23 protein-coding genes are annotated in these 23,369 nt (G+C 52.6%); 15 read left to right on the top strand and 8 right to left on the bottom strand.

Annotation, left to right across the window (positions count from 1 at the left end):
- Positions 1 to 6 precede the first annotated feature (6 nt).
- On the top strand, positions 7 to 873 hold the full coding sequence (locus tag EZM41_RS07925) for a hypothetical protein (RefSeq protein ID WP_198470577.1): 867 nt from the start codon (positions 7 to 9) through the stop codon (positions 871 to 873).
- Here EZM41_RS07925 and EZM41_RS07930 read toward each other — a convergent pair.
- Positions 870 to 1,505, bottom strand: coding sequence for a TenA family protein (locus EZM41_RS07930; protein WP_198470578.1), 636 nt, complete (start codon positions 1,503 to 1,505; stop codon positions 870 to 872). The two genes, EZM41_RS07925 and EZM41_RS07930, sit on opposite strands and share 4 nt — an antisense overlap.
- A gap of 68 nt (positions 1,506 to 1,573) precedes the next feature.
- Between EZM41_RS07930 and EZM41_RS07935 the strand changes: the two genes are divergently transcribed.
- From EZM41_RS07935 to EZM41_RS07995, 13 genes are all read left to right on the top strand, one after another.
- Complete coding sequence (locus EZM41_RS07935; RefSeq protein ID WP_198470579.1) at positions 1,574 to 2,152, top strand: DUF1847 domain-containing protein; 579 nt, start codon at positions 1,574 to 1,576, stop codon at positions 2,150 to 2,152.
- Between the two features lie 11 nt (positions 2,153 to 2,163).
- Positions 2,164 to 3,099, top strand: a complete 936-nt coding sequence (locus EZM41_RS07940) for a nucleoside hydrolase (RefSeq protein ID WP_198470580.1) — start codon at positions 2,164 to 2,166, stop codon at positions 3,097 to 3,099.
- Between the two features lie 72 nt (positions 3,100 to 3,171).
- Positions 3,172 to 3,933, top strand: a complete 762-nt coding sequence (gene larB, locus EZM41_RS07945; protein ID WP_198470581.1) for a nickel pincer cofactor biosynthesis protein LarB — start codon at positions 3,172 to 3,174, stop codon at positions 3,931 to 3,933.
- Positions 3,934 to 3,940: 7 nt separating this feature from the next.
- Positions 3,941 to 4,675, top strand: a complete 735-nt coding sequence (locus EZM41_RS07950) for a LarC family nickel insertion protein (RefSeq protein WP_198470582.1) — start codon at positions 3,941 to 3,943, stop codon at positions 4,673 to 4,675.
- Positions 4,672 to 6,054, top strand: coding sequence for a GTP cyclohydrolase MptA (gene mptA / locus EZM41_RS07955; RefSeq protein WP_198470583.1), 1,383 nt, complete (start codon positions 4,672 to 4,674; stop codon positions 6,052 to 6,054). Before EZM41_RS07950 ends, mptA begins: the two co-directional genes overlap by 4 nt.
- Positions 6,055 to 6,083: 29 nt before the next feature.
- Entirely contained in the window at positions 6,084 to 7,796 is a 1,713-nt protein-coding gene (locus EZM41_RS14365) for a thiamine pyrophosphate-binding protein (RefSeq protein ID WP_198470584.1), read from the top strand.
- A gap of 27 nt (positions 7,797 to 7,823) precedes the next feature.
- Entirely contained in the window at positions 7,824 to 8,222 is a 399-nt protein-coding gene (locus tag EZM41_RS07965; RefSeq protein ID WP_198470585.1) for a DUF6917 domain-containing protein, read from the top strand.
- 98 nt (positions 8,223 to 8,320) lie between these two features.
- Positions 8,321 to 9,007, top strand: coding sequence for a polysaccharide deacetylase family protein (locus tag EZM41_RS07970; RefSeq protein WP_198470586.1), 687 nt, complete (start codon positions 8,321 to 8,323; stop codon positions 9,005 to 9,007).
- 100 nt (positions 9,008 to 9,107) lie between these two features.
- Complete coding sequence (locus EZM41_RS07975; RefSeq protein ID WP_198470587.1) at positions 9,108 to 10,358, top strand: ABC transporter substrate-binding protein; 1,251 nt, start codon at positions 9,108 to 9,110, stop codon at positions 10,356 to 10,358.
- 116 nt (positions 10,359 to 10,474) lie between these two features.
- Positions 10,475 to 11,362: a branched-chain amino acid ABC transporter permease gene (locus tag EZM41_RS07980; RefSeq protein ID WP_198470588.1), complete on the top strand. Its 888-nt coding sequence runs from the start codon at positions 10,475 to 10,477 to the stop codon at positions 11,360 to 11,362.
- On the top strand, positions 11,359 to 12,333 hold the full coding sequence (locus EZM41_RS07985) for a branched-chain amino acid ABC transporter permease (RefSeq protein WP_198470589.1): 975 nt from the start codon (positions 11,359 to 11,361) through the stop codon (positions 12,331 to 12,333). The genes EZM41_RS07980 and EZM41_RS07985 overlap by 4 nt, the downstream gene beginning before the upstream one ends.
- Positions 12,330 to 13,067, top strand: a complete 738-nt coding sequence (locus tag EZM41_RS07990) for an ABC transporter ATP-binding protein (RefSeq protein ID WP_198470590.1) — start codon at positions 12,330 to 12,332, stop codon at positions 13,065 to 13,067. The genes EZM41_RS07985 and EZM41_RS07990 overlap by 4 nt, the downstream gene beginning before the upstream one ends.
- Before the next feature lie 20 nt (positions 13,068 to 13,087).
- Positions 13,088 to 13,792 carry an ATP-binding cassette domain-containing protein gene (locus EZM41_RS07995; protein WP_198470591.1) on the top strand — a complete coding sequence of 235 codons (705 nt, stop codon included), beginning with the start codon at positions 13,088 to 13,090 and terminating at the stop codon, positions 13,790 to 13,792.
- 252 nt (positions 13,793 to 14,044) lie between these two features.
- On the opposite strand, the gene EZM41_RS08000 is transcribed toward EZM41_RS07995, so the two are convergent.
- Together EZM41_RS08000 and EZM41_RS08005 are read right to left on the bottom strand one after the other, a co-directional pair.
- The gene (locus EZM41_RS08000; protein ID WP_198470592.1) at positions 14,045 to 15,112 is read right to left on the bottom strand and encodes an IS630 family transposase; all 1,068 of its coding nucleotides are present in this window, start codon (positions 15,110 to 15,112) and stop codon (positions 14,045 to 14,047) included.
- A gap of 78 nt (positions 15,113 to 15,190) precedes the next feature.
- Entirely contained in the window at positions 15,191 to 17,140 is a 1,950-nt protein-coding gene (locus tag EZM41_RS08005) for a hypothetical protein (protein ID WP_198470593.1), read from the bottom strand.
- A gap of 106 nt (positions 17,141 to 17,246) precedes the next feature.
- On the opposite strand from EZM41_RS08005, the gene EZM41_RS08010 reads away from it, so the two are divergent.
- The gene (locus EZM41_RS08010; protein ID WP_198470594.1) at positions 17,247 to 18,242 is read left to right on the top strand and encodes an MBL fold metallo-hydrolase; all 996 of its coding nucleotides are present in this window, start codon (positions 17,247 to 17,249) and stop codon (positions 18,240 to 18,242) included.
- Positions 18,243 to 18,272: 30 nt separating this feature from the next.
- Here the strand turns inward: EZM41_RS08010 and EZM41_RS08015 are convergent, their stop codons facing one another.
- The 5 genes from EZM41_RS08015 to EZM41_RS08035 form a co-directional block, all read right to left on the bottom strand.
- Positions 18,273 to 18,899 (bottom strand): hypothetical protein, encoded by a 627-nt coding sequence (locus EZM41_RS08015; RefSeq protein WP_198470595.1) that lies wholly within the window; start codon positions 18,897 to 18,899, stop codon positions 18,273 to 18,275.
- A 19-nt stretch (positions 18,900 to 18,918) separates the two neighbouring features.
- Complete coding sequence (locus EZM41_RS08020; protein ID WP_198470596.1) at positions 18,919 to 19,650, bottom strand: indolepyruvate ferredoxin oxidoreductase subunit alpha; 732 nt, start codon at positions 19,648 to 19,650, stop codon at positions 18,919 to 18,921.
- A gap of 37 nt (positions 19,651 to 19,687) precedes the next feature.
- Positions 19,688 to 20,350 carry an FCD domain-containing protein gene (locus EZM41_RS14205; RefSeq protein ID WP_198470597.1) on the bottom strand — a complete coding sequence of 221 codons (663 nt, stop codon included), beginning with the start codon at positions 20,348 to 20,350 and terminating at the stop codon, positions 19,688 to 19,690.
- Positions 20,351 to 20,662: 312 nt separating this feature from the next.
- Positions 20,663 to 20,884 (bottom strand): glycine cleavage system protein H, encoded by a 222-nt coding sequence (locus EZM41_RS08030; RefSeq protein WP_198470598.1) that lies wholly within the window; start codon positions 20,882 to 20,884, stop codon positions 20,663 to 20,665.
- Positions 20,881 to 23,145 (bottom strand): alkaline phosphatase, encoded by a 2,265-nt coding sequence (locus tag EZM41_RS08035; RefSeq protein ID WP_198470599.1) that lies wholly within the window; start codon positions 23,143 to 23,145, stop codon positions 20,881 to 20,883. The genes EZM41_RS08030 and EZM41_RS08035 overlap by 4 nt, the downstream gene beginning before the upstream one ends.
- Positions 23,146 to 23,369: the final 224 nt, after the last annotated feature.

The raw sequence follows: 23,369 nt of genomic DNA on the forward strand, positions 1-23,369 counted from the left end.
CAAAATATGTCTCGATGCGAACTCGCTGCGCAGGTAGAGGAGATCATAAAGGATTTTGTGCGCCACTATCCGGACAACTCGTTGAAAGATCCCTCAAACGAGAGGGCATGGGACGAGCCCATCGTGGGGTTTTCGTCCGGCGCCGATGAGCTCTATGAGTTTTACAAAGATCACATAGGACCTTTTCACTGGACACCTCACGAGATATTTTCACTCACCTTTCCCGATGTATCCGGCGTCAGTCCGAAGGACCTCGCCGTAATCTGTTGGATACTGCCGCAGACCGAGGCCACGAAGGCGGACAACCGCAAGGAGAGAATTTATCCGTCGGAGAGATGGGTGAGGGCTCGCGTATTTGGCGAGGAGGCGAACGAAAGCCTCCGAAGGCATGTGGTAGAAGCGCTTTCCGCGCAAGGATACAAAGCTGTAGCCCCTGTACTCTCTCCTTTTTGGAGCAGGGAGACCTCACCTCGCTTCGGGAGGGCTTCGCGCTGGTCTGAGAGGCACGCCGCGTATGTTTCGGGGCTTGGCACTTTCGGGCTGTGCGACGGTCTAATAACACCCCTTGGTAAGGCCATGAGGGTAGGTTCAGTCGTGGCGCTGATGGACTTGCCTCCGACGCCAAGGCCCTATAGCGACCACCGCCAGTATTGCCTCTTTTTCTCCGATGGCACATGCGGTAAATGTATGGGTCGCTGTCCCGTTGGGGCCATAACTAAGGAAGGGCATGACAAAGAAAAATGCTACCAGCACGTCCACGTGGCGGCAGCGGCATACGCAAAGGCCAAATTCGGAATAGACGGCTTAGGGTGCGGTCTGTGCCAGACCGGCGTTCCCTGCGAGTCTCACATCCCAACGGCCGAAGACGTTTAGTCGCCGCTTTTGCATCTCCAGGCGGCGTCGAAGAAATCGCGCTCGCAGAGCATGGCGTAGTTGTAAGTTTCGCTGACAGATTTAGAAGGAGTGGCGTATAGGTCCAAGAGGTTTTCGAGTTTTTGGCTTAGCGCCTCAAATTCTTGGCTGCTATAGCTATTTATCCAATCTATATAGGGATTGTCTTTGCGGCTGCATTCTTTGGCCACCTCTTGTCCTAAATGCGCGTAGAGGCGCATGCAGGGGGTGAGCGCGGCTGCCGTAACGCCTGTGTCGTATCCCCACGCGGTGGCGAGCAAAAAGTCCGTATACCGCCGTGTGGGGGCACTCGGCTTCACCTCGTTTAAATCGACGCCCCAGCGCGAGGCGTATCTCTTGTGGAGGTCGGTCTCTTCGATCGCTCCGGCCGCCAGGGCGTGAAAGGCCTTTGTGGCATCCCAATCCAACCCTTTCGCTGCGGCTATACAATATGCCCTGGTGAAGGCATGGAGGTAAAAGTAGTCTTGTCCGACGTACCAGGCGAAATTTCTTTGCGGGAGCGACCCACCCGCTATTCCTCGGATGAAAGGGTGCCTTAGGCATGCCCTCGCAAGATCCGCATTCTCGAGCCAAAGGCGTTCCGCCAAAGACATTTAAAGCCTCCTCCCTTTTTGAATTCTTTTTCTCAAGGGATTATACTGCTCTTTGAGGGGGCGGAGCCATGAAATGTCACGAATGTGCGGATAAACCTTGCAGGAACGGCAACCCTTGTGTCGCCAAAGATAGCCGTTCCTTGTACGAGGGAGAGGAACAAACGCTTCAAGTGGCGGCGGAAGTGGAGGCGTTGTTTTACGGCGAAATCTGCAGACTCGAGGAGATAATGGAGTACGCCCGCCGTATGGAGTACAGAAAGCTGGGGCTTGCTTTTTGCGTTGGGCTTTCTGATGAAGCTAAGGTTGTGGGGGATATATTGTCTAAGGAATTTGAACTGCATTCGGTCTGTTGTAAGGTCGGCGGTTTGGGCAAGGAGGAGATGGGGCACCCGTTGCGAGTCTGGCTTGGCCCGACGTCGTGCAACCCGGCCGAGCAGGCTCGCGTTTTAGATGAAGAGGGGTGTGAGTTGACTATCGTTTTGGGGCTGTGTGTGGGGCACGACTCGCTCTTTTACCGCCACATAAAGGCTCCCGTTACGACGCTTGCCGTAAAGGACAGAAAATTGGGCCATAACCCCATGGCAGCCGTATATTGCCAATATATAAGGAAACGGCTCGGAGGAAGGCCTAAGGAAAGGGAATTTTGAGGTGTGAGCGCATGGGAAAAGAGAAGATCATCTTAGACGTGGACCCCGGATCCGACGATGCCATAGCCATTGCGGTGGCCGGCAGGCATCCGCGCATAGAGCTTTTGGCTATAACGGTTGCGGCGGGTAACCAGACGTTGGAGAAGACGGCGAAGAACGCCCTCAAGGTTTGTTCACACTTGGGGATAACGGGAGTACCCATAGCGGCGGGCATGTCGCATCCCCTGGTGAGGGAGCCAATAACCGCTGCAAATGTTCACGGCGAATCTGGACTGGATGGGGTGGAGTTGGAAGAGCCCAAACTTGACCTCGACCCGCGACACGCCGTCGATCTCATCGTAGAAATGCTCTCCTCTTTGAGCGGCGATATAAATTTCGTCGCCACCGCTCCGCTGACGAACCTTGCAGTGGCCTTGAGGAAGAAACCAGGCATAGCAAAAAAGATAAAGAGGATCGTCATGATGGGGGGTTCCTATGGCCTCGGCAACATAACGCCGGCCGCGGAGTTCAACATCTACGCCGACCCAGAGGCGGCACACATCGTCTTTTCCTCCGGTGTGCCTATTGTTATGATGGGGCTCGACCTCACTCATCAGGCAGTGGTGACGCGGGATGTGACAAAACGCGTCGAGGACATAGACAACGATGCCTCTCGGCTCTTCGTCGGCCTGATGGGTTTTTACAGCGCCCGATACAGGGAGCGCTTCGGTTTCGACGGAGCACCGCTGCACGACCCGACGACGCTCGCCTGGTTGATAGACCCTTCAATTGTGGAGACAAAAGCTATGCATGTGGATGTGGAACTTAGAGGAGAACACACCTACGGGAGGACGGTTTGCGACTACTGGTGTGCATTGGGCAAGCCACCGAACGCCGACGTAGGAGTGAGACTCGAGGTGGAGCGCTTTTGGGACGCAATCTGCAAGGCGCTGTCTTTCTATTCATAGCCTTCGCTCTCTGGTAAAATGATCCGAAAATAAAATCCTTTGACTTTTTCCGCGAAGGGATGCAGATACTATATGGATGAGAAGGTTTTGAGAGGTTTAGCTCAAGATTTGGTCGGCGGCAAGCTTTCGGTGGACGATTTCCTCGTGCGCTTGAAAGAATTGCCCTATCTCGACATGGGAGATGTGAAACTCGATACGCACAGGGCGCTTCGCAAAGTTTTTCCCGAGGTGGTGTATTGTCCTGGAAAGAGTGATGACCAGCTCTTGCGGATAGCGGAGGCCATAGCCGAGAGTGATGGCCCGGCCCTCTTTTCCCGCGCTACGGAGGTTCAATATGCCATCATAAGGCGCGCTCTGTCCGAGGTGGAATATTTCCCGGTGGCGCGCCTTGTGGCTGCTCGCCTTCCGGCTGAGCATCCTTACGATGGCGTGGTGGTGGCGAGCGCGGGTAGCAGTGATGTGCCCGTAGCGGAGGAAGCTGCCATGGTTGCCATCGCCATGGGTTGTAAGGTAAAGCGCATTTACGATGTCGGTGTGGCTGGGCTCCACAGGCTTCTTGCCCACATCGAGGAGCTTCAGTCGGCCAAGGTCGTCGTGGCGGTGGCTGGCATGGACGGTGCTTTGCCCAGCGTCATCGGCGGCATTGTCTCTTGCCCCGTCATAGCAGTCCCCACCAGCGTCGGATACGGCGCATCGTTCGGCGGTCTTGCCGCGCTTCTGACGATGCTCAATGCCTGCGCCTCTGGCATTTCGGTGGTGAACATCGACAACGGCCTCGGTGGTGGATATTGTGCCGCTCTGATAGCTCGGCAAGCATGTAGAGAGAAGGAGTGAGCCTCTCTTGGAACGCATTCTTTACCTGAACTGTCTTTTTGGCATAAGCGGAGACATGTTTTTGGGGGCCATGATAGACCTTTTGAGCGACGACGGAGCGCTGGACACGGCCTTGAAGGGATTGCAGCTCGGAAATTACGAGATCGCAGTGAGTCGCGAGAGGAGAAGGGGCATCACGGGGGTGAGAGTTAGCGTAAAATTTGACTCCGAATCTCACCACGGTCGAAACCTCGGCGACATCGTTAAAATAATAGAAGATAGCAGCTTAAGCGATTTTGTGAAAAGCGAAGCTCGGGAAGCTTTCACCCGCCTGGCCGAGGTCGAGGGAAAAATCCATGGTGTTCCTCTTGAGTTCATCCACTTCCACGAGGTTGGAGGCATAGATTCCATAGTTGACGTAGTGGGAGCCTTTGCCTTGTCGGAGCGCCTCGAGGTGAACCGTGTTGTGTCATCTCCCGTCAATGTGGGTTCTGGCTTCGTAAATTGTGCCCATGGAATCTTGCCTGTGCCAGCTCCAGCCACGGCTGAGCTCCTTAAAGATGTGCCGGTGTTTTCCTTTGGCGAGCCTATGGAGCGCACCACCCCTACAGGGGCGCTCCTTTTGAAGATGCTCGCCTCCGCTTTCGGCCCTCTGCCGCTTGGTGTTTTGAAGAAGGTGGGCTACGGGGCTGGAGAGAGGGAGTCTTCCTTGCCCAATGTCCTCCAGGCCATATTGCTCGAGGGAGAGGCCCCACTTCAATGAAACACGAGAGGCATCGCGCCCATGTTTTCATGAGTGCCGACGCCGAAGGATATAGTGTTATCCTACAAGCGCTTCAGTATCTGCAGGCCAGGGCTTCCGTGCGCAGGCTCTCGTCGTTCTTCGAGCTCGCTCCTCGAGCAGCGAAAAAAAAGGGCCGCATAGGCGTTGCCTGCGAAGTCGACGTCTATGACGGCATAAATGCGTTATCTTCATTCTTGGAGTGGATCGAAAAGCGAACAGCGCACGGTGGCCATGTCTTTCCCGTCTCGGCGGAGCTTTTGGCTTACGACGGCCGCCTCTTGGACGATATATCGCCCCATGCGACGGCCGCCTTGATCGACATCGCCCCTCAATTATTTTCAGGCCAGGACTTTTCTGTGCCAGAAGGAGTTCGTCCTGTTAAGGAAATTCAGAAGGTTAACTCGGCTGAGGATGTGCAAGAGAGGTGCCCGACCGTGCCGATCGCCTTGAGCCGCGTGGGTATAACCGACGTGCGACGTATCATTCGCCTTGACGTAGACGGCGAGGTGAAGCTCTTTTACGCAAACCTCGATCTCTTTGTCCAGTTGGACTCCTTGCACTCCGGCATCCATATGTCGCGCTTCAACGATGCGCTCGAGGAAGTGGTGGAAGAGGTCACGAAGGAGCCGTCGCCCGATATAGAGTCCCTCGCCGAGAGGCTCGTCCTCCAGGTGGTGCGGCGGCAAAACGCCGCCTACGCGGAGGTTCGCATAAGAGCGCACTTTCCGCTGCGCAAAGTGACGCCTGCATCTGCCAAGAGGGTGGAGGAGTTGTATGAGTTCATCGGGATGGCCTCGAGCGATGCCGACAAGCGCGTTAAACGCGTCTCCGGCGTAGAGGTGGAGGGTATGACGGTCTGCCCTTGTGCACAAGGGATGATGGCGGCATATGCCGAAGAGCTGCTGGTCAAGGAGGGGTATTCTCAAGAAGAGGCAAGACGGATAGTCGAGATCTTTCCGGTACCGTCCCACAACCAGCGGGCCAGGGGGACACTCCTTCTGGGCTCTCCGGTCCCAATAAAAGCCGAAAATTTAGTTCACGTAGTGGAAGCTTCTATGAGCTCGGAAATTTACGAGTTGCTGAAGCGCCCCGACGAGTTTTTTGTGGTTAAAAAGGCGCATGAAAACCCGAGGTTCGTGGAAGACGTAGTGAGAGAGATGCTTAGAAATGTGATAGGGATATTTCCGGAGCTTCCGGACGAATCCTTCGTCCTGGCGAGGACGGAGAGCTCTGAGAGCATCCACCAGCACAACGCCTTTGCCGAGCGCTCCGGGTATCTGGGCGATATCAGGTGCGAGTTGGGTTCATCCGGTGCAATGATGAGGGGTCTTACCCTCGAAGAATATCTTCGCTCGTGAAAACTTGAGCGTAATGGAGGGATTATAGCGTGAAAGGTGCCGAGATTTTATTGAAGATACTTGAAGCCTATGGCGTGGAGCACGTCTTCGGTTTGCCGGGAGAGACGACGCTCCCCTGGTATAAAGAGTGGCATAAATACCCGCAGATTGAGCATGTGCTCACGAGGGACGAACGTAACGCCAGCTTTATGGCCGAGGCTTACGCCAAGGTGGCGTTTAAACCCGGCGTGTGTGAAGGGCCGAGCCCCGGCGCTGCCCATATGCTGCCCGGGGTGGCCGAGGCTTTCAAGGCTTCTGTCCCTGTGATAGTCTTTACGTCGGATGTGCCGCTCAATATGGAGCTCAGAAACATGCTCACCGGTTGCAACCAAACTCGCCTTTTTGAGCCGGTCACCAAGGCCGCTTTTACAGTCACAAATAGCGGTGAAATCCCTTTCATACTTCGCAGGGCCTTTCGTATCGCTACGACCGGCAAGCCCGGGCCCGTGCACATCCGGATTCCCTCGAGCGTCTTCGATGAGGAGGCAGACGCGAAAGACCTGTACGCTCAGGGTCCATTTGCAAGTTACCCTGGTCACTGCCCCGTGGCCGACCCGGAAGAAGTTTCTAAGGCTTTAAAGCTCCTTCTCGCGGCTGAAGCCCCCCTTATAATATGCGGTCAGGGCGTTCTTTACTCCCAGGCGTGGGATGAGGTTTCGAGGCTCGCTGAAAGGCTTGAAATACCAGTAGGAACGACGATGACCGGCAAAGGGAGCATCTCCGAACTGCACCCGTGGTCCATCGGAGTCGTGGGGGCGCGCGGCGGGACGAGCCTTTCTAATCGCTATGTGGAAGAGGCGGATCTGATCTTTTATATAGGGTCCAATACCGATTCGGCTGGCACGGATGGGTGGAAGTTGCCCAACCCCGCGTCGGGCAAGCGCTTTATCCAGCTCGATGTAAGCGAAGCCGAGGTGGGAAACGTCTATCCGGTCGACGTGGCCTTGATAGGCGACGCCAAATCTACGCTGAAAGCAATGCTTGAAATGCTTGAAAACACGAAACTGACCTTCGGCAGGCGTTTTACGGCTCGAGACATAGAGCGGATGAAGCTCGAGCGCGAGGCGCTCGTAAAAGAGGCAGAATCGTGTGATGACTTTCCCTTTCACCCGTTGCGGATACTTAAGGAATTTAAGGAAGTTATGCCCGAAGACGGCCTCATCGCCGTAGATGCTGGCGTGAGCAGCATATACAGCACTGCCTTTTACACACAAAAGAGGGCGGGTAGGCAATTCTTGTCCGGGTACTCCATGGGTGCTTTGGGTTATGCCATCCCAGCAGCTTTTGGGGCATGGGTCGGTGGCAATGGGAGGGTCGTTGCGGCATTGACGGGCGACGGCAGCTTCGCCTTTACGGTGGGCGAGCTTGAGACGTTGGTCAGGTTTGGGGCGAACGTGAAGATATTTCTCTACAAAAACGACGCCTATGGATGGATCCGCGGCGAGAGCGTCTGGGCGGAGAAGATGGAACCCTTCGCTGCAGATTTTTCCTCGGTAGACCACGCTGCGATAGCTCGCGCTTATGGTCTTGCTGCCTTCCGGCCGGTTACCGCAGCGGAGCTTTATTCCGCTGTAAGGGAGGCATTCGCCCACGACGGACCGGCCTTGGTGGAGCTCGCAGTTGCGACGCAGGATAGGCTCGTCCCACCGGTGCCTAAGTGGGTCGCCGAAGCGAAGATGATGAAAGCTCCTTATATCTATTAAATTAAACTTGAGGAGGTGTTTTGTGCTGTGACGAGCTTTTACTCGGCCAGGAGGGCAGTCTTGGGCGTGATAGTGGCCGTTATGGACCACGAGAGGAGCGACAGAAGGCTTTGCCTATTGGACGTTCCGTCGAGGATACTTAAGCGCGGCGAAATCCACGAGGTGATCCTCACCGGCGAAGAGCCTGGGGAGGAGAGGGTCGTAAATCATGCGGTATACTTGGGCTTCGTAGAAGTGACGCAGGGCGGACTCGTAATACCCGGGGATGAGCTTCTTATCAGGCATAACAACATAGGGAGACTTTTGGGCTTTGACGATACCCACATGCCCAATCACCTCAATCTGGTGGTCAAAGCCCAGAACATCGCAAGCGGGGCGAAACTCGGAATCCACCTCGACGATCCCGTCGAATTTGTCTCTATTTAATAATGGCGTTTAATGAACATTAAAGCAGTTTTGTTATAAAATAGCGTACTATTAGGAAACTGAGGTATATTTGCGCTTATAACGAAGGAGGTTCCTCGTTGGTCAACTTTAAGGTTCGCTCTGCATATATACTGATATTGAGTTTGCTTTGTTCGTTTAGCTCCGTTTATTCCCGAGCAGAAGCCGCTCCGTCGCTGATAGCTCGTGGCGACGGTAGGGCCAAGGTCGTAGCCCTCACCTTCGACGACGGCCCTTATCCCATTTATACGGAGCGCCTCCTTGCCGTCCTCGATGCTTATGACATTAAAGCCACGTTCTTTTTGGTGGGTGTGAACGCTGCATCGCATCCGGACTTGGTGCGAGAGATAGCGCGTGGTGGACACGTTGTAGGAAATCACAGCCATCGTCACTTGAGAATGAAGGATCTTCCTGAGGAGGATATCAGGTGGGAATGGCAGATGTGTTCTCACACGATAAGGGCCATCACCGGAAACCTACCTCGCTTTTGCCGCCCGCCGGGCGGAGGGTATAACGGCACGATAGTTTCAGCTGCCCGCAAAGAGGGGCTTTCTGTCGTGCTTTGGACGGCCAACGGCGCTGATTATACAGGTATATCGCCCAAAGCCATCGAAAGGCGCGTTTTGGGCGCCACGGGCTCTGGCGGCATCATCCTACTTCACGAAGGGGTGGACAACACGATCGAAGCCTTGCCCGTGATCATCGAGACGCTCCGCTCCAAGGGTTATCGCTTCGTAACAATTGATAAGATGGTTGCCTCTTTTTAGCTTTTTCAAGGCAAACAAAAATGTGTATACAATATGGAACAGTTGTGGTATCACGATAGGGAGCTTATAATAAAAACAATCAAATGGGGGGTGAAGTAGGATGCGAATTAGATCGGTGTCGTGTTTGGCAATATGCGCGATGGTGCTATCCCTGGGATTTGCCGTGATCGGTTCTCCAGCTGAGGCCGCTGAAACGGTGAAGATCGGCGCTGTTTATCCATTGAGCGGCAACCTGGCGAGGTTAGGCGAAGAAAGCTATAGAGGTGCAGAGCTTGCCAGGATCGAGAGGAACGCCCAAGGAGGCGTGTGGGGGAAACAGGTCGAGTACGTGGTGGCCGACGCGCCGGATACGAACGCTGCCAGGTCCGAGGCGGAACGGTTGATCACAAGATCTAACATGAAGCTCCTCTTGGGCACTTATTCAAGCTCTTTGGCGTATGTAGCTACAGAAGTGGCCGAGCGCAACAGGGTGCCCTTCTTCGAGTTCGGCGCTATATCCGATCCCATTACAGAGCGAGGGTTCAAATATACTTTCAGGACCTGCGCACCTGCCTCCGGCTTTGGGACGATAGCCGTCAGAGTCATAGCAGAACTGGCAGCGCCGAAGATGGGCATGGCACCTAAAGACATCAAGCTCGCCATAGTTTATGAAGATTCCCTTTACGGCACAACCTGCGCCAAGTATGCCAAGGCTGAAGCGGAAAAGGTTGGTATGCCCGTCGTAGCCGATGAGCCGTACAGCGCTAAGACCAACGACCTTTCGCCGGTTATCCTAAAGCTCAAGGCTGCAAACCCAGATGCGGTGATTCATACCGCCTACATCGCCGATGCGATCCTCTTCTCGAGACAGGCTAAGGAGCTCAACTTCGACGTGAAGGCCTACGTGGGGCAGGGTGGAGGCCATTCCATGTTGGATTGGGCTAAGGCCATCGGTGATGTCTCCGGGTTTTTGAACGTGGACTTTCCCCAATTTAAGATCAATAAGGCCTATACGCCGGGTTTGGATGAGTTCATTAAGCTTTACGAAGACACGTACAAAGAGCCTCCTCACTCGGGCCATTCGCTGGTCAACTACTTCGGGGCTAAGGTAATGTTCGACGCTATGGAAAAGGCTGGTAGCCTCGATGCCGATAAAATAAGAGAGGCTGCCCTCTCTCTCGACGTGCCGGAGGGACAGACCTGCACCGGGTGGGGGGTCAAGTTCGACCCGAAGACCGGGCAGAACGTGAGGGCTTTGCCTTACGGCCTAATGTGGACCAAGGATCAAGAACAGGTGACGATTTATCCTTCAGAGGCTGCGGTGGCTGAGATCATCGTCCCCATGCCCACTTGGCGCGAACGGGGACAGTAGCCTTGCTTATCGTTCAGCGTGGATGAATTATTAGAAATAGGCCCCGCATCCCTTATGAGCTTACCGTAAGGGATACGGGGCTTCTGTGATGTCTTCGCGAAGAGGTGGCCACTTTGATGAGTTATACGTTTATTCAAGTCTTGATCTCCGGTGTACTGCTCGGGGGCATTTATGCCCTCATAAGCATAGGCCTCACCTTAATATTTGGCGTCATAAAAGTAATCAATTTTGCCCATGGCGAGTTCCTGATGCTCGCCATGTATTTTGCCTACTGGATGTGGCATTATTGGGGAGTGGATCCATATGCCTCTGCCATCGTGCTCGCCGCTCTCCTTTTCCTCATAGGAGCAGCCACTCAAAGAGGAATAATCCAGCCGCTGCTGAAGTCGCCCGCATCTATGCAGATATTTGCCACTGTCGGGCTTTCCATAACGTTGCAGAATGTGGCGCTGTTTTTGTGGAAGGCCGACTACAGGACGATTCAAACGGCTTATCAGGCATCAAAAATAACCATTGGCGAGCTCGCTATAGGTTACCCTCGTCTTGTAGCCTTTGCCGGAGCCACGGCCATGACGATCGTCATATTTTGGTTCCTCAAAAACACATTCACCGGCAGGGCCATAAGGGCCATAGCTCAGGATAGGATGGCGGCGATGCTCATGGGGATCAACCAAAAGAAGATGTATATGCTCGCCTTCGGTCTCGGCTCGGCATGCGTCGGAGTGGCCGGCGGACTGCTCATGCCCATATATTACGTCTTTCCCACCGTAGGCACGTATTTTTCGCTCACTGCCTTTGTAGTGGTCGTGTTGGGCGGCATGGGCGATATTAGGGGAGCATGGATAGGAGGCATCATAATAGGCCTTGTGGAGGCTATAAGCGGCTTCTATGTGCCCGCCCTGAAAGAGGCCGTGTATTTTGCCATATTCATTTTGATACTTCTCTTCAGGCCTTCGGGGATCCTTGGGTTGGGGCGCGGTTTTGAGGAGGTCGCTCAGGAATGAAGAGGCTGGTATGGAGCCTGTTTATTTTGGCCTTGCTTTCTGCATTGCCTCTGGTGGTGAGGACCCAGTTTTATCTCCACATCTTCATATTGACCTTCCTCTACGCCTCCTTTGCCAACTCATGGAACCTCATCGGTGGATATGCGGGGCAGCTGTCATTGGGACACGCTGCGTTTTTCGGGATAGGCGCCTATGCCTGTGCCATAGGGAGCGTAAAGTTCGGCATTTCCCCTTTCATCGGGCTTGCGATAGGCGTAATAATAGCAGTCCTTGTGTCAGGAGCAATAGGTTACCCTTGTTTTAGGCTTAGGGGACCCTTTTACACGCTTTCTACCATTGCCTTTGCCGAGGTGGTTAGGCTTTTGACTCTTTACTGGAGGGATCTGACCGAGGGAGCCGTGGGCATATTGATACCGTTCAGACCCGGCGTTGCCAACCTGATCTTTTCTGGCAAAGTTCCTTACTACTATATAGGTCTGATCATGATGGCTCTCTCGACACTTCTCTGCTATCACGTGGAAAGATCAAGGTTCGGCTATTACTTAGTGGCCGTGAGGGAGGATGAGGATGCGGCGGAAGCGTGCGGCATACGTAGCGCGCGATACAAACTCTACGCCGCGATGATTAGCGCTGCGATTGCAGCCATCTGCGGAGTCTTTTATGTGCAGTATATGCTCTTCATAGATCCTGAAGGGGTGTTCAACCTCAACGTCTCCATCCAAGCTGCCCTTATGGCGATCATCGGCGGAGCCGGGACTTGGCTTGGCCCCGTCGTGGGAGCTGCCCTGCTCATCCCCTTGGGAGAGTTTTTGCGCGGTTGGTTGGGCGGAGCTGCCAGGGGGTTGCACATGGCCTTTTATGGTATCGTCCTCATCGTGGTAGTGATGGTTATACCTCAGGGGATAGTTGTCACCGTAAGGAACTTGCTTAAGGTTAAGGCCGCCCGTAACGTTGAGGAGGAGAGAAGATGAGGCGGAACGTGCTTGAGGTAAAGGACCTCACCAGGCGTTTCGGCGGCTTGGTGGCCGTCGATGGCGTAAGCTTTCAAGTAGCCGAAGGGGAACTTATGGGCCTCATCGGCCCGAACGGCGCTGGAAAAACTACAATATTCAACCTCATATCTGGACATCTCCTCCCTACCTCTGGCAGCATTCGCTTTTTAGACATGGACATCACGCATCTTAAGCCGCCGGCTGCGCGCTGTTTGGCTGGAATAGGCAGGACCTTCCAAATAGTCAAACCTTTTGGAGGCCTGACGGTCTGGGACAACGTTACTATAGGGGCTCTTGCACGGCATCCTGATATGGGCGAAGCCAGAGAGAGAGCAAGGCAGATGCTCGAGTTTGTCGGACTGTGGAGATATAAAGAAGTTGCGGCGCGCAGCCTCACCCTCCCCGGCAGGAAAAGACTCGAAATGGCCAGGGCGATGGCCACAGAGCCCAAACTGTTGCTCTTGGACGAAGTCATGGCCGGGCTTACGCCGACCGAGATCTCAGAGGTGCTTACCATGATCAGGCGCTTCGCGGAAGAGTTTAACGTAGCTATCGTCGTGGTAGAGCATGTAATGGCTGCAGTTATGCGACTTTGTGAATGGATAGTGGTGATCCATCATGGCAAAAAGATCTCCGAAGGCACTCCCAAAGAGGTTACCAAAGACCCTAAGGTCATAGAAGCCTATCTCGGCGAAGAAGCGTTTATAGCGTGAGAATTTGGGGGCGATAGAGCGTGATCTCTGTTAAAGAATTGGATGCCGGCTACGGGGACATACAAGTGCTTCGAGGTGTCTCTTTGGAAATAAACGAAGGCGAGATCGTAAGTCTCGTGGGGGCTAACGCTGCCGGCAAAAGCACCATGGTGAAGGCCTTGAGCGGCATTATAAAGCCATGGCGCGGCCAGGTTTTGTTCGACGGCGTTAGGGTCGATACTCTCGAGCCTCACGAGATCGTAGAGTTAGGGATCATCCAGGTGCCCGAAGGCAGAAGGCTTTTCCCCCAAATGAGCGTGCTGGAGAATCTGCTTTTGGGCGCATATACGCCCAGAACGAGGAGGGATTACGAAAAGACGCTCGGAGACATCTTTGAGATGTTCCCCATTCTCAAAGAAAGGCAAAACCAGCTGGCCGGTTCTCTCTCCGGCGGGGAGCAGCAGATGTGCGCTATAGGCAGGGGGCTAATGGCCAAGCCCAAGCTTTTGATGCTGGATGAGCCTTCTTTAGGGCTTGCCCCTATCTTGGTAGCTCAAGTTTTGAGCATGGTGAAGACTATAAGAGAGCAGGGGGTCACCGTGTTGCTGGTGGAGCAGAACGTAAGACAGTCGCTATCTTTAGCTGACCGAGGCTATGTCTTGGAAAACGGCAGAATAGTAATGGAAGGGCCTTCGGCAGCACTCCTCGCCGATGACCGCTTGAGGCAGGCCTACCTCGGTATGTAGTGGCGCCGGATTCAAATAATCGCCCGTTTCTAAGGCCGCGATAGCCAGCGATCGGCAAAATAAGGCGTCATCAGTCAAGCTGGGAGCGAGCTAATGGTGTCACATTATGCCATTCAGCCTATGCAAGCCCGTTCTCTATTCATTGCCATCGAAGTTGCCTGGGGCGTCATAGATTTTCGCAGCGATCCCTCTCTTTGAGCTGTTTTTGCCCCTCTTGAGCATCTGGCAAGCGCTGCACAAGAGGGGTTATAGTTAAGTGCATAAATATCCATAATTAAAGGCTATTCTGGATAGGAATTTCGCTGCCCATGACTTAGTAAAGCTCAGCTTCTGGGAGAGCCTGCAGAAACTGCTCCCTATTATCTCTTTCAGTTCATCGACATGCTTAACGAAGCTCACGGAAATGACCCTCTTTATAGCCTTCCAAATGAATTCTATGGGATTGAGATCTGGAGAATACGGCGGCAGATATACGAAGTATATCCCCATCTCCTGGGCCCTCCGCCTTACCTTCATGCTTCTGTGGGTGGAGAAGTTGTCCAGGACTACGATGACGGCCTTGTATTCCTCGTTACGTCGCCTTACCTCTTCCAGAAAGTCGAGGAATCGCTCTATCTTAGAATCGATGGCGAACTCCCAAACTGCCTCTCCTCTCAATGGGTAAAAGCCCATGGTATTGGCTCTCATCTTCTGGGTATTTTTCCTCACCCCTACTTTGCCTGAGCTCCATACCCTTACCGTATTGGCTGTAAGTTGCGGAGATCTCTCATCGGCAAAGCCGATGGCTATCTCCTCAAACCTGTAGCCTTTTGCCTCTATAAGATATTTGTAGGTCAACTCCAATTGCTCCTTGAGAGACTCCTCTGCATTATCGGGTCTTCGATAATCCTTTGGATAGGGTTTAGCGAAGTTCAACCTAAGTTTGTGCTTTAGAATCCTCCTCACCTGATGCTCCGACAGCTTCACTCTAAATTCCTCCAGGATAAGCCTTACAACTTCTTGGGTCTGCCAAAACTCCTTTCTCTTGAGTAGCTCCTCGAGCTTTTTTAATTCTTCAGGCGTAAGCTTGGAAGGCCTGCCCCTTTTTGAACCCTCTTTAGAGGCTATTCCTTCATATCCTGCGCTGTTCCACTTCCTTATCCACTCATATGCTGTAGGGTGAGGCAGGAGGAATATCTGTGTAGCCTGCTCAAATGGGAGCTTCAGGTTTGCTACAGCGTTCAAGAACGCGAGTTTCCTCCAAATGCCCCAGTCCTCTTCCTTTTCCAATAATTCCTTTACGAGTTGAGGATCTTTAACTGCTATCCTTTCACCTTTCATAATGGTCTCATTATAGTAATTATGGAGATTTTTGCAAGATACTATAAAAACACAAAAGCAAAGACTTGACCTCGAGGGTCAGTTTTGGGGCTGAGCTATGTCTATGTATCTCTCCATGTGAGAGAGGGCATAATTCTCTGCTTCCTTCGAGACCTCGTCCATGTCTATGAAAAAGCCCTGGGGGAACAATGCTCCCCAGCCATAGGGAGGATTATCCGTCCAGCGTATGAGGCCGAACGATTTTAGCATGTTGAGTTGATCGGCGATGATATCGTTATAAGCAGCTATCAAGCCGGCAATCCTTATTATGACATTGTCGAGGGGCTCCATGATCTCCTCTGGGACAAATTCCGCGCCGTCCAAAAACTCATCTGCTATTGATTTGATGGCTATTTTCATGCCTGCGTAGTTTGCAAGGGTTTTAAAGACTGAATTGCGCCATGAAGCTATGAGTGCCCTAGCCGGCTCGTCATCTGAGATACAACTGTTTGCGTACCAGCTATCCTCAATTCCCTTTTCTTTTAGAGAAGAGATTGGAACGGGAATGGAGAGTTGCATTTTAGTCGTTGCCAAGATGCCTTGCTCGCGAGACGCTTGGAGGTTTAGTGCCTCTCGGGGCAATTTTACCAGATGGATTTGCTCAGGCTCGATCTCGTGTTCGATGGTGAAGACATTGAAACCGGCTATCTTTGCCGTTTCATCGCTTTCATGTTCTTCAATCCAATTGTTCCATGACCGTATCATTATGCCCTTTTCCCTTTGAAAGTCTCCTTCGTTGAGGTATCGTTCTTCTTTGCTGAAGTAATCATCTATGGAGACATATGCCCTCCCATCGATGACGCGCTCCTCCAGCTCTAAGGATGCAAGATGCCTTTTTGCCTCTAAGAGGATGGCGTATTGCGTCTCTTTGTCTAAGATTTCGGGCTCCTCCTCCTCCTCCTCCTCTTCTTCTTCTTCTTCTTCTTCTTCGTCGTCGTCGAATTCTTCTTCGGTCGCACTTTCAGCGTAGTCCTCTTCAGACAAGGAGTCGTCCTCGGATTCTTTTTCGTCTTCTTTTAGCTTGAATATGATTGGCCATGCAAGAGGATTATTTTCTTCCAAATAAACTGTTTCATACCTTCTGTCCAGAAGGATTTTGACCCACTCGAGCAGCTCAAGGGCTGCCTTGTCTATCCATTTTTCTTCGATCAAGGGTATATTCGCCATGAAGTAATTGGGGAAATCGTCCGGCTGCAATATCTCACCTGTTTCGAATACGCCGGCATGCGAAAGTGATTCCACCTCTTTCACCAAAGCCTCGACAGCCCTGTCGAATTCTTCGTCCCTTACGTCTGCAAGGCCGTGAGTGAAGTCTCTTTTGTTTAGGAAGTCGTCAAAGGCTTCGGGAGATTCGAAGATCGAACGCGCTTCTTCTATCTCTTCGCTAAAAATGCTTTCCGCGCCGCTCTCTGAGGGGTTAGAAGCACGCAGCAGGTGTAGCCATCGTAATGGTATTTCCTTCTTGCCCTCCATTACGAAGCTTTCTTTTACCATATACGGCAATATCCTTTCTTTCATTTCATTACAAGGCTCCAGGGCATGTTCATTGAGGCTCAAAAGTAGATCGGCCATTCCTTCGGAGAGCGGGTATGGCATGCTCGACAGGGATTCAAACGTTAGCCTGGCTAATTCAGAGGTCGTCAAGGCTCCAACGATCCTCTTGAACTTTTCCACAAGCAGCGCTGTTTCGAGGCTCATCTCTCTGCGCTTTTTATCGATTTCCTCATTTATGCTGTAGATCAAGGAACCCACGAATTCGATCTGCGGCTTCAGTTCGTTGAATGCTTGCTTTACAGCCTTAGGCCCCTTACCCTTCTGTTCTCTCATGAGGGCCTTTATGATTTTTTCTCCCAGAGTCTCTACGGAATCGTCGGATTTTTTATCTTTAGGCTCAGGGGCCAACATGGTCTCGCTGAGCCATTCCTTAACGGCCTCTTTCACTATCGGAGATATATCATTACCGCTGGTAAACGCCCCAAGTTTGCCCAAGGGATCCACTCCTTCGTTGACTTTCGGTGAATTTTGCCTATTGTAAAACTTTCGAGGTTAGAATACAAATAACGAGTCGGCTTAAATTGTAGAAGGGGATGAAATCATGGAACGCAATGTCGCATTAAAAGAACGTGCTGCTGAGCCGTATGCGATCGAGGTTTCGCCGGACGTTACGCTCACTCTCTTGGATTTGCCTGTGGATATGGAAGGGTTTCACCATTTCATAGGTATATGGCTGATCCAAGACCGGCATTTAGGCAGGACGCTTCTCGTAGATGTGGGGCCCGCCTCGGCATCGCCCCTGCTTCTGGAACGGCTTTCGGATCTGGGCGTTCGCGCAGTCGACTTTTTGCTTTTGACCCACGTGCACATCGACCATGCTGGTGGAGTCGGACACCTGGCGAAAGCCTTCCCAGGCCTCAAGGTGGTTGCTCCCGAAAAGGGAAAACGCCACCTGGTCGATCCTTCTGTTCTTTGGGAGGGGAGTTTAAAGACCTTGGGAAAGGTGGCCGAGATCTACGGCAAGATGATACCGTTGCCGGGAGACCGCCTCATAGAAGGCTTAGAGGGAGTTACACCGATAGACACGCCGGGGCATGCTCCTTATCATAACTCTTATGTTTATGCCGCCTCTGGGCGCAAAATCCTCTTCCCAGGCGAGGCAGCAGGTGTGTTTCTGCCCAAGGGCTTAGCATATCCGGACGGGACATCGACCGACTTTCCTTACATTCGTCCGGCCACGCCGCCCAAATTCTTCTTCGATGTCACATTAGAATCACTGAAGAAAGTGGAAGCCGTGGGCGCTGAGTGGATATGTTACCCCCATTTCGGTCCCTCTCATGAGCCGGAAACCCTCCTGCGCCTTCACGAAGAGCAACTCTTTCGATTTAAAGATACCACAATTCATGTGGTGAAAGAAGGCGCAGGAGAGGGTGAACAGGCGGTCGAGATCATCTTATTAAGACTGCTCGAGGAAGACCCCTTGCTCTCCGAGTTTGCGCGTTTGCCGGAAGATATTCGCTCGAGAGAACGCTTCTTCTTGCAAAACAGCATAAGGGGCTTCCTCGACTACGTCCTAAGAGAAGGACCGAAAGCTTAGAGCGTCAAGGGTCCTTGGGACTCTTTGAGGTCAAGCCTTAACGGCTGCCTCTTGCAAGATTCGTGCGGCCCTCACCTGATTGAATATGCCACAAGGGCATAAGACGGCGAGTTCCTCAGCTGCTTTTTCTGCGGACTTCCTGCCCTTTTTGACCTCTTCCATTTTCTTTCGGATGAGGTTAGCAGCAATCATGTGGTGGCCGCACATAGAGGTTACGGCGAGCACGTCCTCCTCTGGGAGGAGGTCCTTCTTTCCCCAAACGCCCAAGGAGTAGTTTATGGTGTGAGGGGTAAGTTCTGCCTCCTCGCAAGACGGCAGGACCTCATCCAAAAGACCGCTTATGATGACCGAAAGACCTAAGTCCGCCTTCTTCATCTCCTTCAGGAATTCGACCACCTGTTCTCTTTTGGTAAAGACGCCCCTGATGCGCGATTGCCTTGAGAGGTTGGTCACTATTTCGTTCACTGGGCATTTCAGTTTGCAGCCCAATTTGACGTCTCCCCAGTTTTCTGAACCGCACTTTTCCGCTATGGTTATAGCTCGGCGCGCCTTCTCCTCGAAGTCAACATCGTTTATCCCCTTCGATTGATAGATGAACCATACGAAGTCGTTTCGTTGGGATTCTATGCTTCCGAACCTGTGCAGCGAGTGTGTCATATTCGCCTACCTCCTACTATTATGGGATGAGAGGCCTGCCCAGCCCTACGTTCACCTTGCCCCTGAAGGGCTTCGGTATGCCCAACTTCTCCAAAGTCTCGAAGAAGAAAGAGACTTCCTCCTGCTCTGCACGCGAGACTATTCCCAGGCAAAAGGTGGTCTCTATCTCTTTTTCTACGCGCTGTAAAGCCATTAAGACGTCTGGCAGTTTCTCCTTTGGGCATTTCCCCTCTATGATCACTGAGAGGACGTTTGTGTCCAAGGCCTCATCTATGAGTTTGCCGGTCTTTATATCGGTCATGAGCGTAGCCAGCGGTGTGATTTCCGGCCCTTCGAGCACAACTCCGGCTTGCGCTACGGCCATCGCCACTTTTTCGGCATCTCGCAGGCGGCAGCCGATTCCAGGGCGCCCCATGTCTATGCAGATGCCGAACTCTCCCCTTCCATATCGCCCGGTTACGTCGTTCGTTTTTGCCTCTTCGGTGCCCCTACCGGGAACGCCCGTCCCTTCACTCGTAACTGTGGGGTCCGAGATGACGTGTTGAAACTGCTTCATGAAGTTATCGAGACTGCTCTCTTCGATGGCGCCGACGGGGCACACTTTATTCCTTATGCACACGTAACAATTCGTGCAAATCCCTTCGTCGACATATACTTTCCTTTCTTCTGCCTCTTTTTTAAAGGCTTCGACCGGGCAGTAGGGTATACAGGTTGCACATCCCACGCAGAGTTTCCGGTTGATCTGAACCAATGCAATCCCTCCATATAGTTATATAGATTGTTGTCTTTTATTTCATATGAGCAAGAGTTGCAGCACATGCGTTTTGCAAGTGCTCCTTTAAGAGACGATCCGCCTCTTCTGTCTTTTTTTCTTTTATTGCTGCTACGATCTCTTTGTGCTCGGCGAGGGCTGCCTTGGGCCTCCCAGGAAGATGGAGCGATTGAAAGCGGAAGCGCTGGATGTTGTCCTGTAAGGTCTTGAGCAAGGTGCATAGGATACGGCTCTTGCTGGCCTGCGCAATAGCGTCGTGAAAGAGGGCGTTGGATTGTACTACTCCGTCCAAGTCGCCGGAGGCTGCGGTTTCCTCCATCCTTAAGATCGCTTCGTCCAGTTTTTGTATGTCGTCTTCATCGGCATTTTCGATAGCCCATCTTGCTGCCAATCCTTCGAGTTCGGCCCTGATCGAGTAAAGTTGGACTATCTCTTCTTTGTCGGCCCTGGATACTACCACTCCTTTCCTAGGGATGCTGACGACGAAGCCTTCCGCCTCGAGCCTCCTGATGGCTTCCCTAACGGGGGTGCGGCTAACGCCCATCTCCTGGGCCAACGTTTGCTCGACGAGTTTTTCCCCCGGCTTGAAGTGTCCCTTTATGATGGCTTCCTTTATTTTCTCAAAGGCTGCCTCTCTCGCGTTCTTGTAATCCCTGATCTTGAGATCTACAGTATCCACCTTCTTTCACCTACCTAGGATACAATATTCGCTACTCCAGTTTATTGTATCCACGCAGGGGGCATTTGTCAACATAGCTTTATATGGTTTTGCTGATAATTAGGGGAATTTGAGATGAGTTTCAGTAAGCTTCACTCTGCTAAAACCGTAACCTCAAGCTGTCCAGGCTACTGCCGCATGACCTCTAGTGGGAGTTCGTCTTGGCCGGGCCTCAAAACGGCGTGACGGTTGACTGTATCCGAATAAATGTTTTGCGGCGGCATCGCAAATTATTTAAAATGCCTGCGATGCCGCCGCTTTACTGTGTAAGTCTTAATGCTTGAGGCTCAGTTCGTGGCAGTTTGATCTTATGGTGACTATTAGCGTGTGTGTGTCGGAATCGAAAGTTATGAACTCCACAATTCCCGAGATGGGCGAGTGCACCGTCTCCAGCGTATTGAGCTCCTTTCCCACAGGGTCGCCTTCCGCGACGTGGACACCCGAAAGGACGCGCACGCCTGCGGTGGCGTCGACTCGGACGTTAACGCGCCTCATTTTGATATAGCACCAACTGCGGTTAATTCCTTCTCGCCCAAGTTTATCGCAAATGACCGATCCGACAATTCTCCTACCTGTTCTGCGCCCGTCTTGGTCTCTTCGGCCTTGACGAGCTCAGTCTTAGCCATCTCGCGCACCAACGAATCTGGGTACCAAAACGTGTTTACTGAGAGTTTATCGCCTGATAGCTCCATAACGCGGTAGGCAAGCGGATAACTGGATATCGCTGGGGATGAGATATCATAGAGGCCATCTTCTTTGGTGATGTCTGTCACATGGAGGTGGCCGGTTATGACCGTCTTGACTCCGCCCTCGCGGAGGATTTTCTTGACGGCGTCGGCGTTTTCCGCGTAGTTTCTGGGGTCATCCTTGCCCTCGTGCTTTATGAGCGCGTGGTGCACCATGACTATCACCTTTTTGTCCTTATTTGCCTTAAGCTCTTCTTCAAGCCACTTGAGCTGTTCGTCGCTTACTTTGCCGCCCCAGGAGTTGGAAAATTTAGGATCTGAAGCCGAGTCCAGCCCTATTAACTGAAGGCCAGGAACAGGATCTACGCTGTACCACGACTTGCCGCTTCCGTCATAACCGTGCCCCGCATAATAGCGGGCGAAATCGGCGACCCCGAGGTTGCCCTGAGGCATCCAATCCTTCTTGACATCGTGGTTGCCAGGAATGACGTAATACGGGACGTTGAGCTTGTCGAGCATTGCCTTGACGGCTCTTTGGTTGTGAGGCTCGGAATCCTTGGTGAGGTCGCCTGGCACCAATACGAAGTCTATGTCTTGCTTCTCGTTGATCTCGTCGATGGCCCAGGAGAGGACATCTTGGTTGTAGTGAAACATCTTCCACGTGTTTTCTGGCTCGTTCAAGGCCATGTGGAGATCGCTCAAGACGGCGAAGGCGACCTTTTTGGCAACGCCGCCCTGAAGCTGGAATATGGTTTTACCTATGTAGGTATTGTCTTTGATGCCGGAAAAGAGCGCAGACCCTGGCCCGTAGGCAAACAGCGGAACCATGCAGCCGTCATGTTCGTGCGTAGTCCAACCAGTGTTGGCACGCACGTTTATCACAGCCACGACGGGATCGGTGGCTGCCCATTCGCCTTCGATTGTAAGCCCTCTTTGAATGGCGGCTACTTCTTCATCGGATAGATCCGTTACACCCATATACTCAGCTGCAATCCTCTTTATAGCCTCAGGGGAGGGGTCTTTCTTCAGCATCGGTGCGATCTTTTCCTCGGCCGATCCTTTCACGGCAAAAAACACCTCGGGTTTTGCCCACTGTTTTTCGCCCATGCCTATGGAAAGTCCTCCGTTGGCATGGTCTGCCGTCACGATTACGAGAGTATTACTGTCTGCCTTGGCGAAATCGAGGGCCGCTTTGACGGCCTCGTCGAACGCCAGCATATCAGCCATCGTCGTCGGGGCGTCGTTAGCGTGCGAAGCGTGGTCTATCCTTCCCCCCTCGACCATGAGGAAGAAGCCTTCAGGGTTTTCCTTCAAGATCTCTATGGCTGCTTCTGTCATCTCCGCGAGGCTTGGCTCTTTGTCAGGGTTTCTGTCGAGCTCATAGCTCATGTGGCTGCCTTTGAAGAGGCCTAAAATTTTACCCCCGTTGTTAGTAGCATCCAAGAGTCCCTGGCGATCCTTTACGAAAGCATATCCCTTGGCTTCCATTTCTTTGACCAAATCCCTGTCGTCATTCCGCTTGCTTCCTTGTTGCCCTTTTGGGATAAAATGGCGCAAGCCTCCACCCAATAGGATATCTACGCCGGAGTCCACATACTGCTCCGCTATGGCGTTTTCGTTATCCCTGTCATCTATGTGTGTAGCAAATACCGCAGGCGTCGCATGTGTTATGCGAGTGGTGGTCACAAGCCCCGTGGCTTTCCCCTTGTCGCGGGCGTTTTCCAAAACCGTATAAAGCGTCTTACCCTCTGGCGTCTGGGATACGATCCCGTTGTCGGTCTTATATCCCGTGGCCAACGCCGTGCCTGCTGCAGCCGAGTCTGTGATGACGCCGCTCGACGGCAAAGGTTGTGTCGTCATAGCCCCTCCTACTTGGCACTCCTCTATGGCGAGGCTACCTTTGGCCAGTTTCCCTAAGGTGAGCTGGGGGAAGCCCATGCCGTCTCCGATCATCAAGATGACGTTTTTGGGCATTTCGCCGTCAGGAGCGGCGGCCATAGCCCATCCCGTGAAAAAGGTTGCGAGGAGCAGGAAAGTCGCTCCCCATTTTGCAAAGATGCGCCTCTTCATTTCGAAAAACCTCCTTTTGCACATTTTGTCTTGCCCGAGTACGGGCGTTCCGCTAAACCGCAGTGCTCTCGGCAGTTTGTTCGCTTAAAAAAGAAGCCTCCCCCCTTCGAAATAGCATTTGTCATGCAACGGCTTAATTCTATTTATCTAGTGTTTCAGATTTGTTGAAATCTCATTAACATTACGTAAAAGCTTTTGTCTCTTTGTACCCTTTAGGGTTCAGG

The organism is Acetomicrobium sp. S15 = DSM 107314 (assembly GCF_016125955.1).
GTDB classification, from domain to species: domain Bacteria; phylum Synergistota; class Synergistia; order Synergistales; family Thermosynergistaceae; genus Thermosynergistes; species Thermosynergistes pyruvativorans.

What these genes read in the sequence shown, in the direction of transcription:
- EZM41_RS08010 (WP_198470594.1), top strand. Translation starts at nt 17,247, where the DNA reads ATGGAACGCAATGTCGCATTAAAAGAACGTGCTGCTGAGCCGTATGCG.
- EZM41_RS08030 (WP_198470598.1), bottom strand. Translation starts at nt 20,884, where the DNA reads ATGAGGCGCGTTAACGTCCGAGTCGACGCCACCGCAGGCGTGCGCGTC.
- larB (WP_198470581.1), top strand. Translation starts at nt 3,172, where the DNA reads ATGGATGAGAAGGTTTTGAGAGGTTTAGCTCAAGATTTGGTCGGCGGC.
- EZM41_RS07935 (WP_198470579.1), top strand. Translation starts at nt 1,574, where the DNA reads ATGAAATGTCACGAATGTGCGGATAAACCTTGCAGGAACGGCAACCCT.
- EZM41_RS08000 (WP_198470592.1), bottom strand. Translation starts at nt 15,112, where the DNA reads ATGAAAGGTGAAAGGATAGCAGTTAAAGATCCTCAACTCGTAAAGGAA.
- EZM41_RS07990 (WP_198470590.1), top strand. Translation starts at nt 12,330, where the DNA reads ATGAGGCGGAACGTGCTTGAGGTAAAGGACCTCACCAGGCGTTTCGGC.
- EZM41_RS07980 (WP_198470588.1), top strand. Translation starts at nt 10,475, where the DNA reads ATGAGTTATACGTTTATTCAAGTCTTGATCTCCGGTGTACTGCTCGGG.
- mptA (WP_198470583.1), top strand. Translation starts at nt 4,672, where the DNA reads ATGAAACACGAGAGGCATCGCGCCCATGTTTTCATGAGTGCCGACGCC.
- EZM41_RS07940 (WP_198470580.1), top strand. Translation starts at nt 2,164, where the DNA reads ATGGGAAAAGAGAAGATCATCTTAGACGTGGACCCCGGATCCGACGAT.
- EZM41_RS08035 (WP_198470599.1), bottom strand. Translation starts at nt 23,145, where the DNA reads ATGAAGAGGCGCATCTTTGCAAAATGGGGAGCGACTTTCCTGCTCCTC.
- EZM41_RS07985 (WP_198470589.1), top strand. Translation starts at nt 11,359, where the DNA reads ATGAAGAGGCTGGTATGGAGCCTGTTTATTTTGGCCTTGCTTTCTGCA.
- EZM41_RS07975 (WP_198470587.1), top strand. Translation starts at nt 9,108, where the DNA reads ATGCGAATTAGATCGGTGTCGTGTTTGGCAATATGCGCGATGGTGCTA.
- EZM41_RS07930 (WP_198470578.1), bottom strand. Translation starts at nt 1,505, where the DNA reads ATGTCTTTGGCGGAACGCCTTTGGCTCGAGAATGCGGATCTTGCGAGG.
- EZM41_RS07925 (WP_198470577.1), top strand. Translation starts at nt 7, where the DNA reads ATGTCTCGATGCGAACTCGCTGCGCAGGTAGAGGAGATCATAAAGGAT.
- EZM41_RS08015 (WP_198470595.1), bottom strand. Translation starts at nt 18,899, where the DNA reads ATGACACACTCGCTGCACAGGTTCGGAAGCATAGAATCCCAACGAAAC.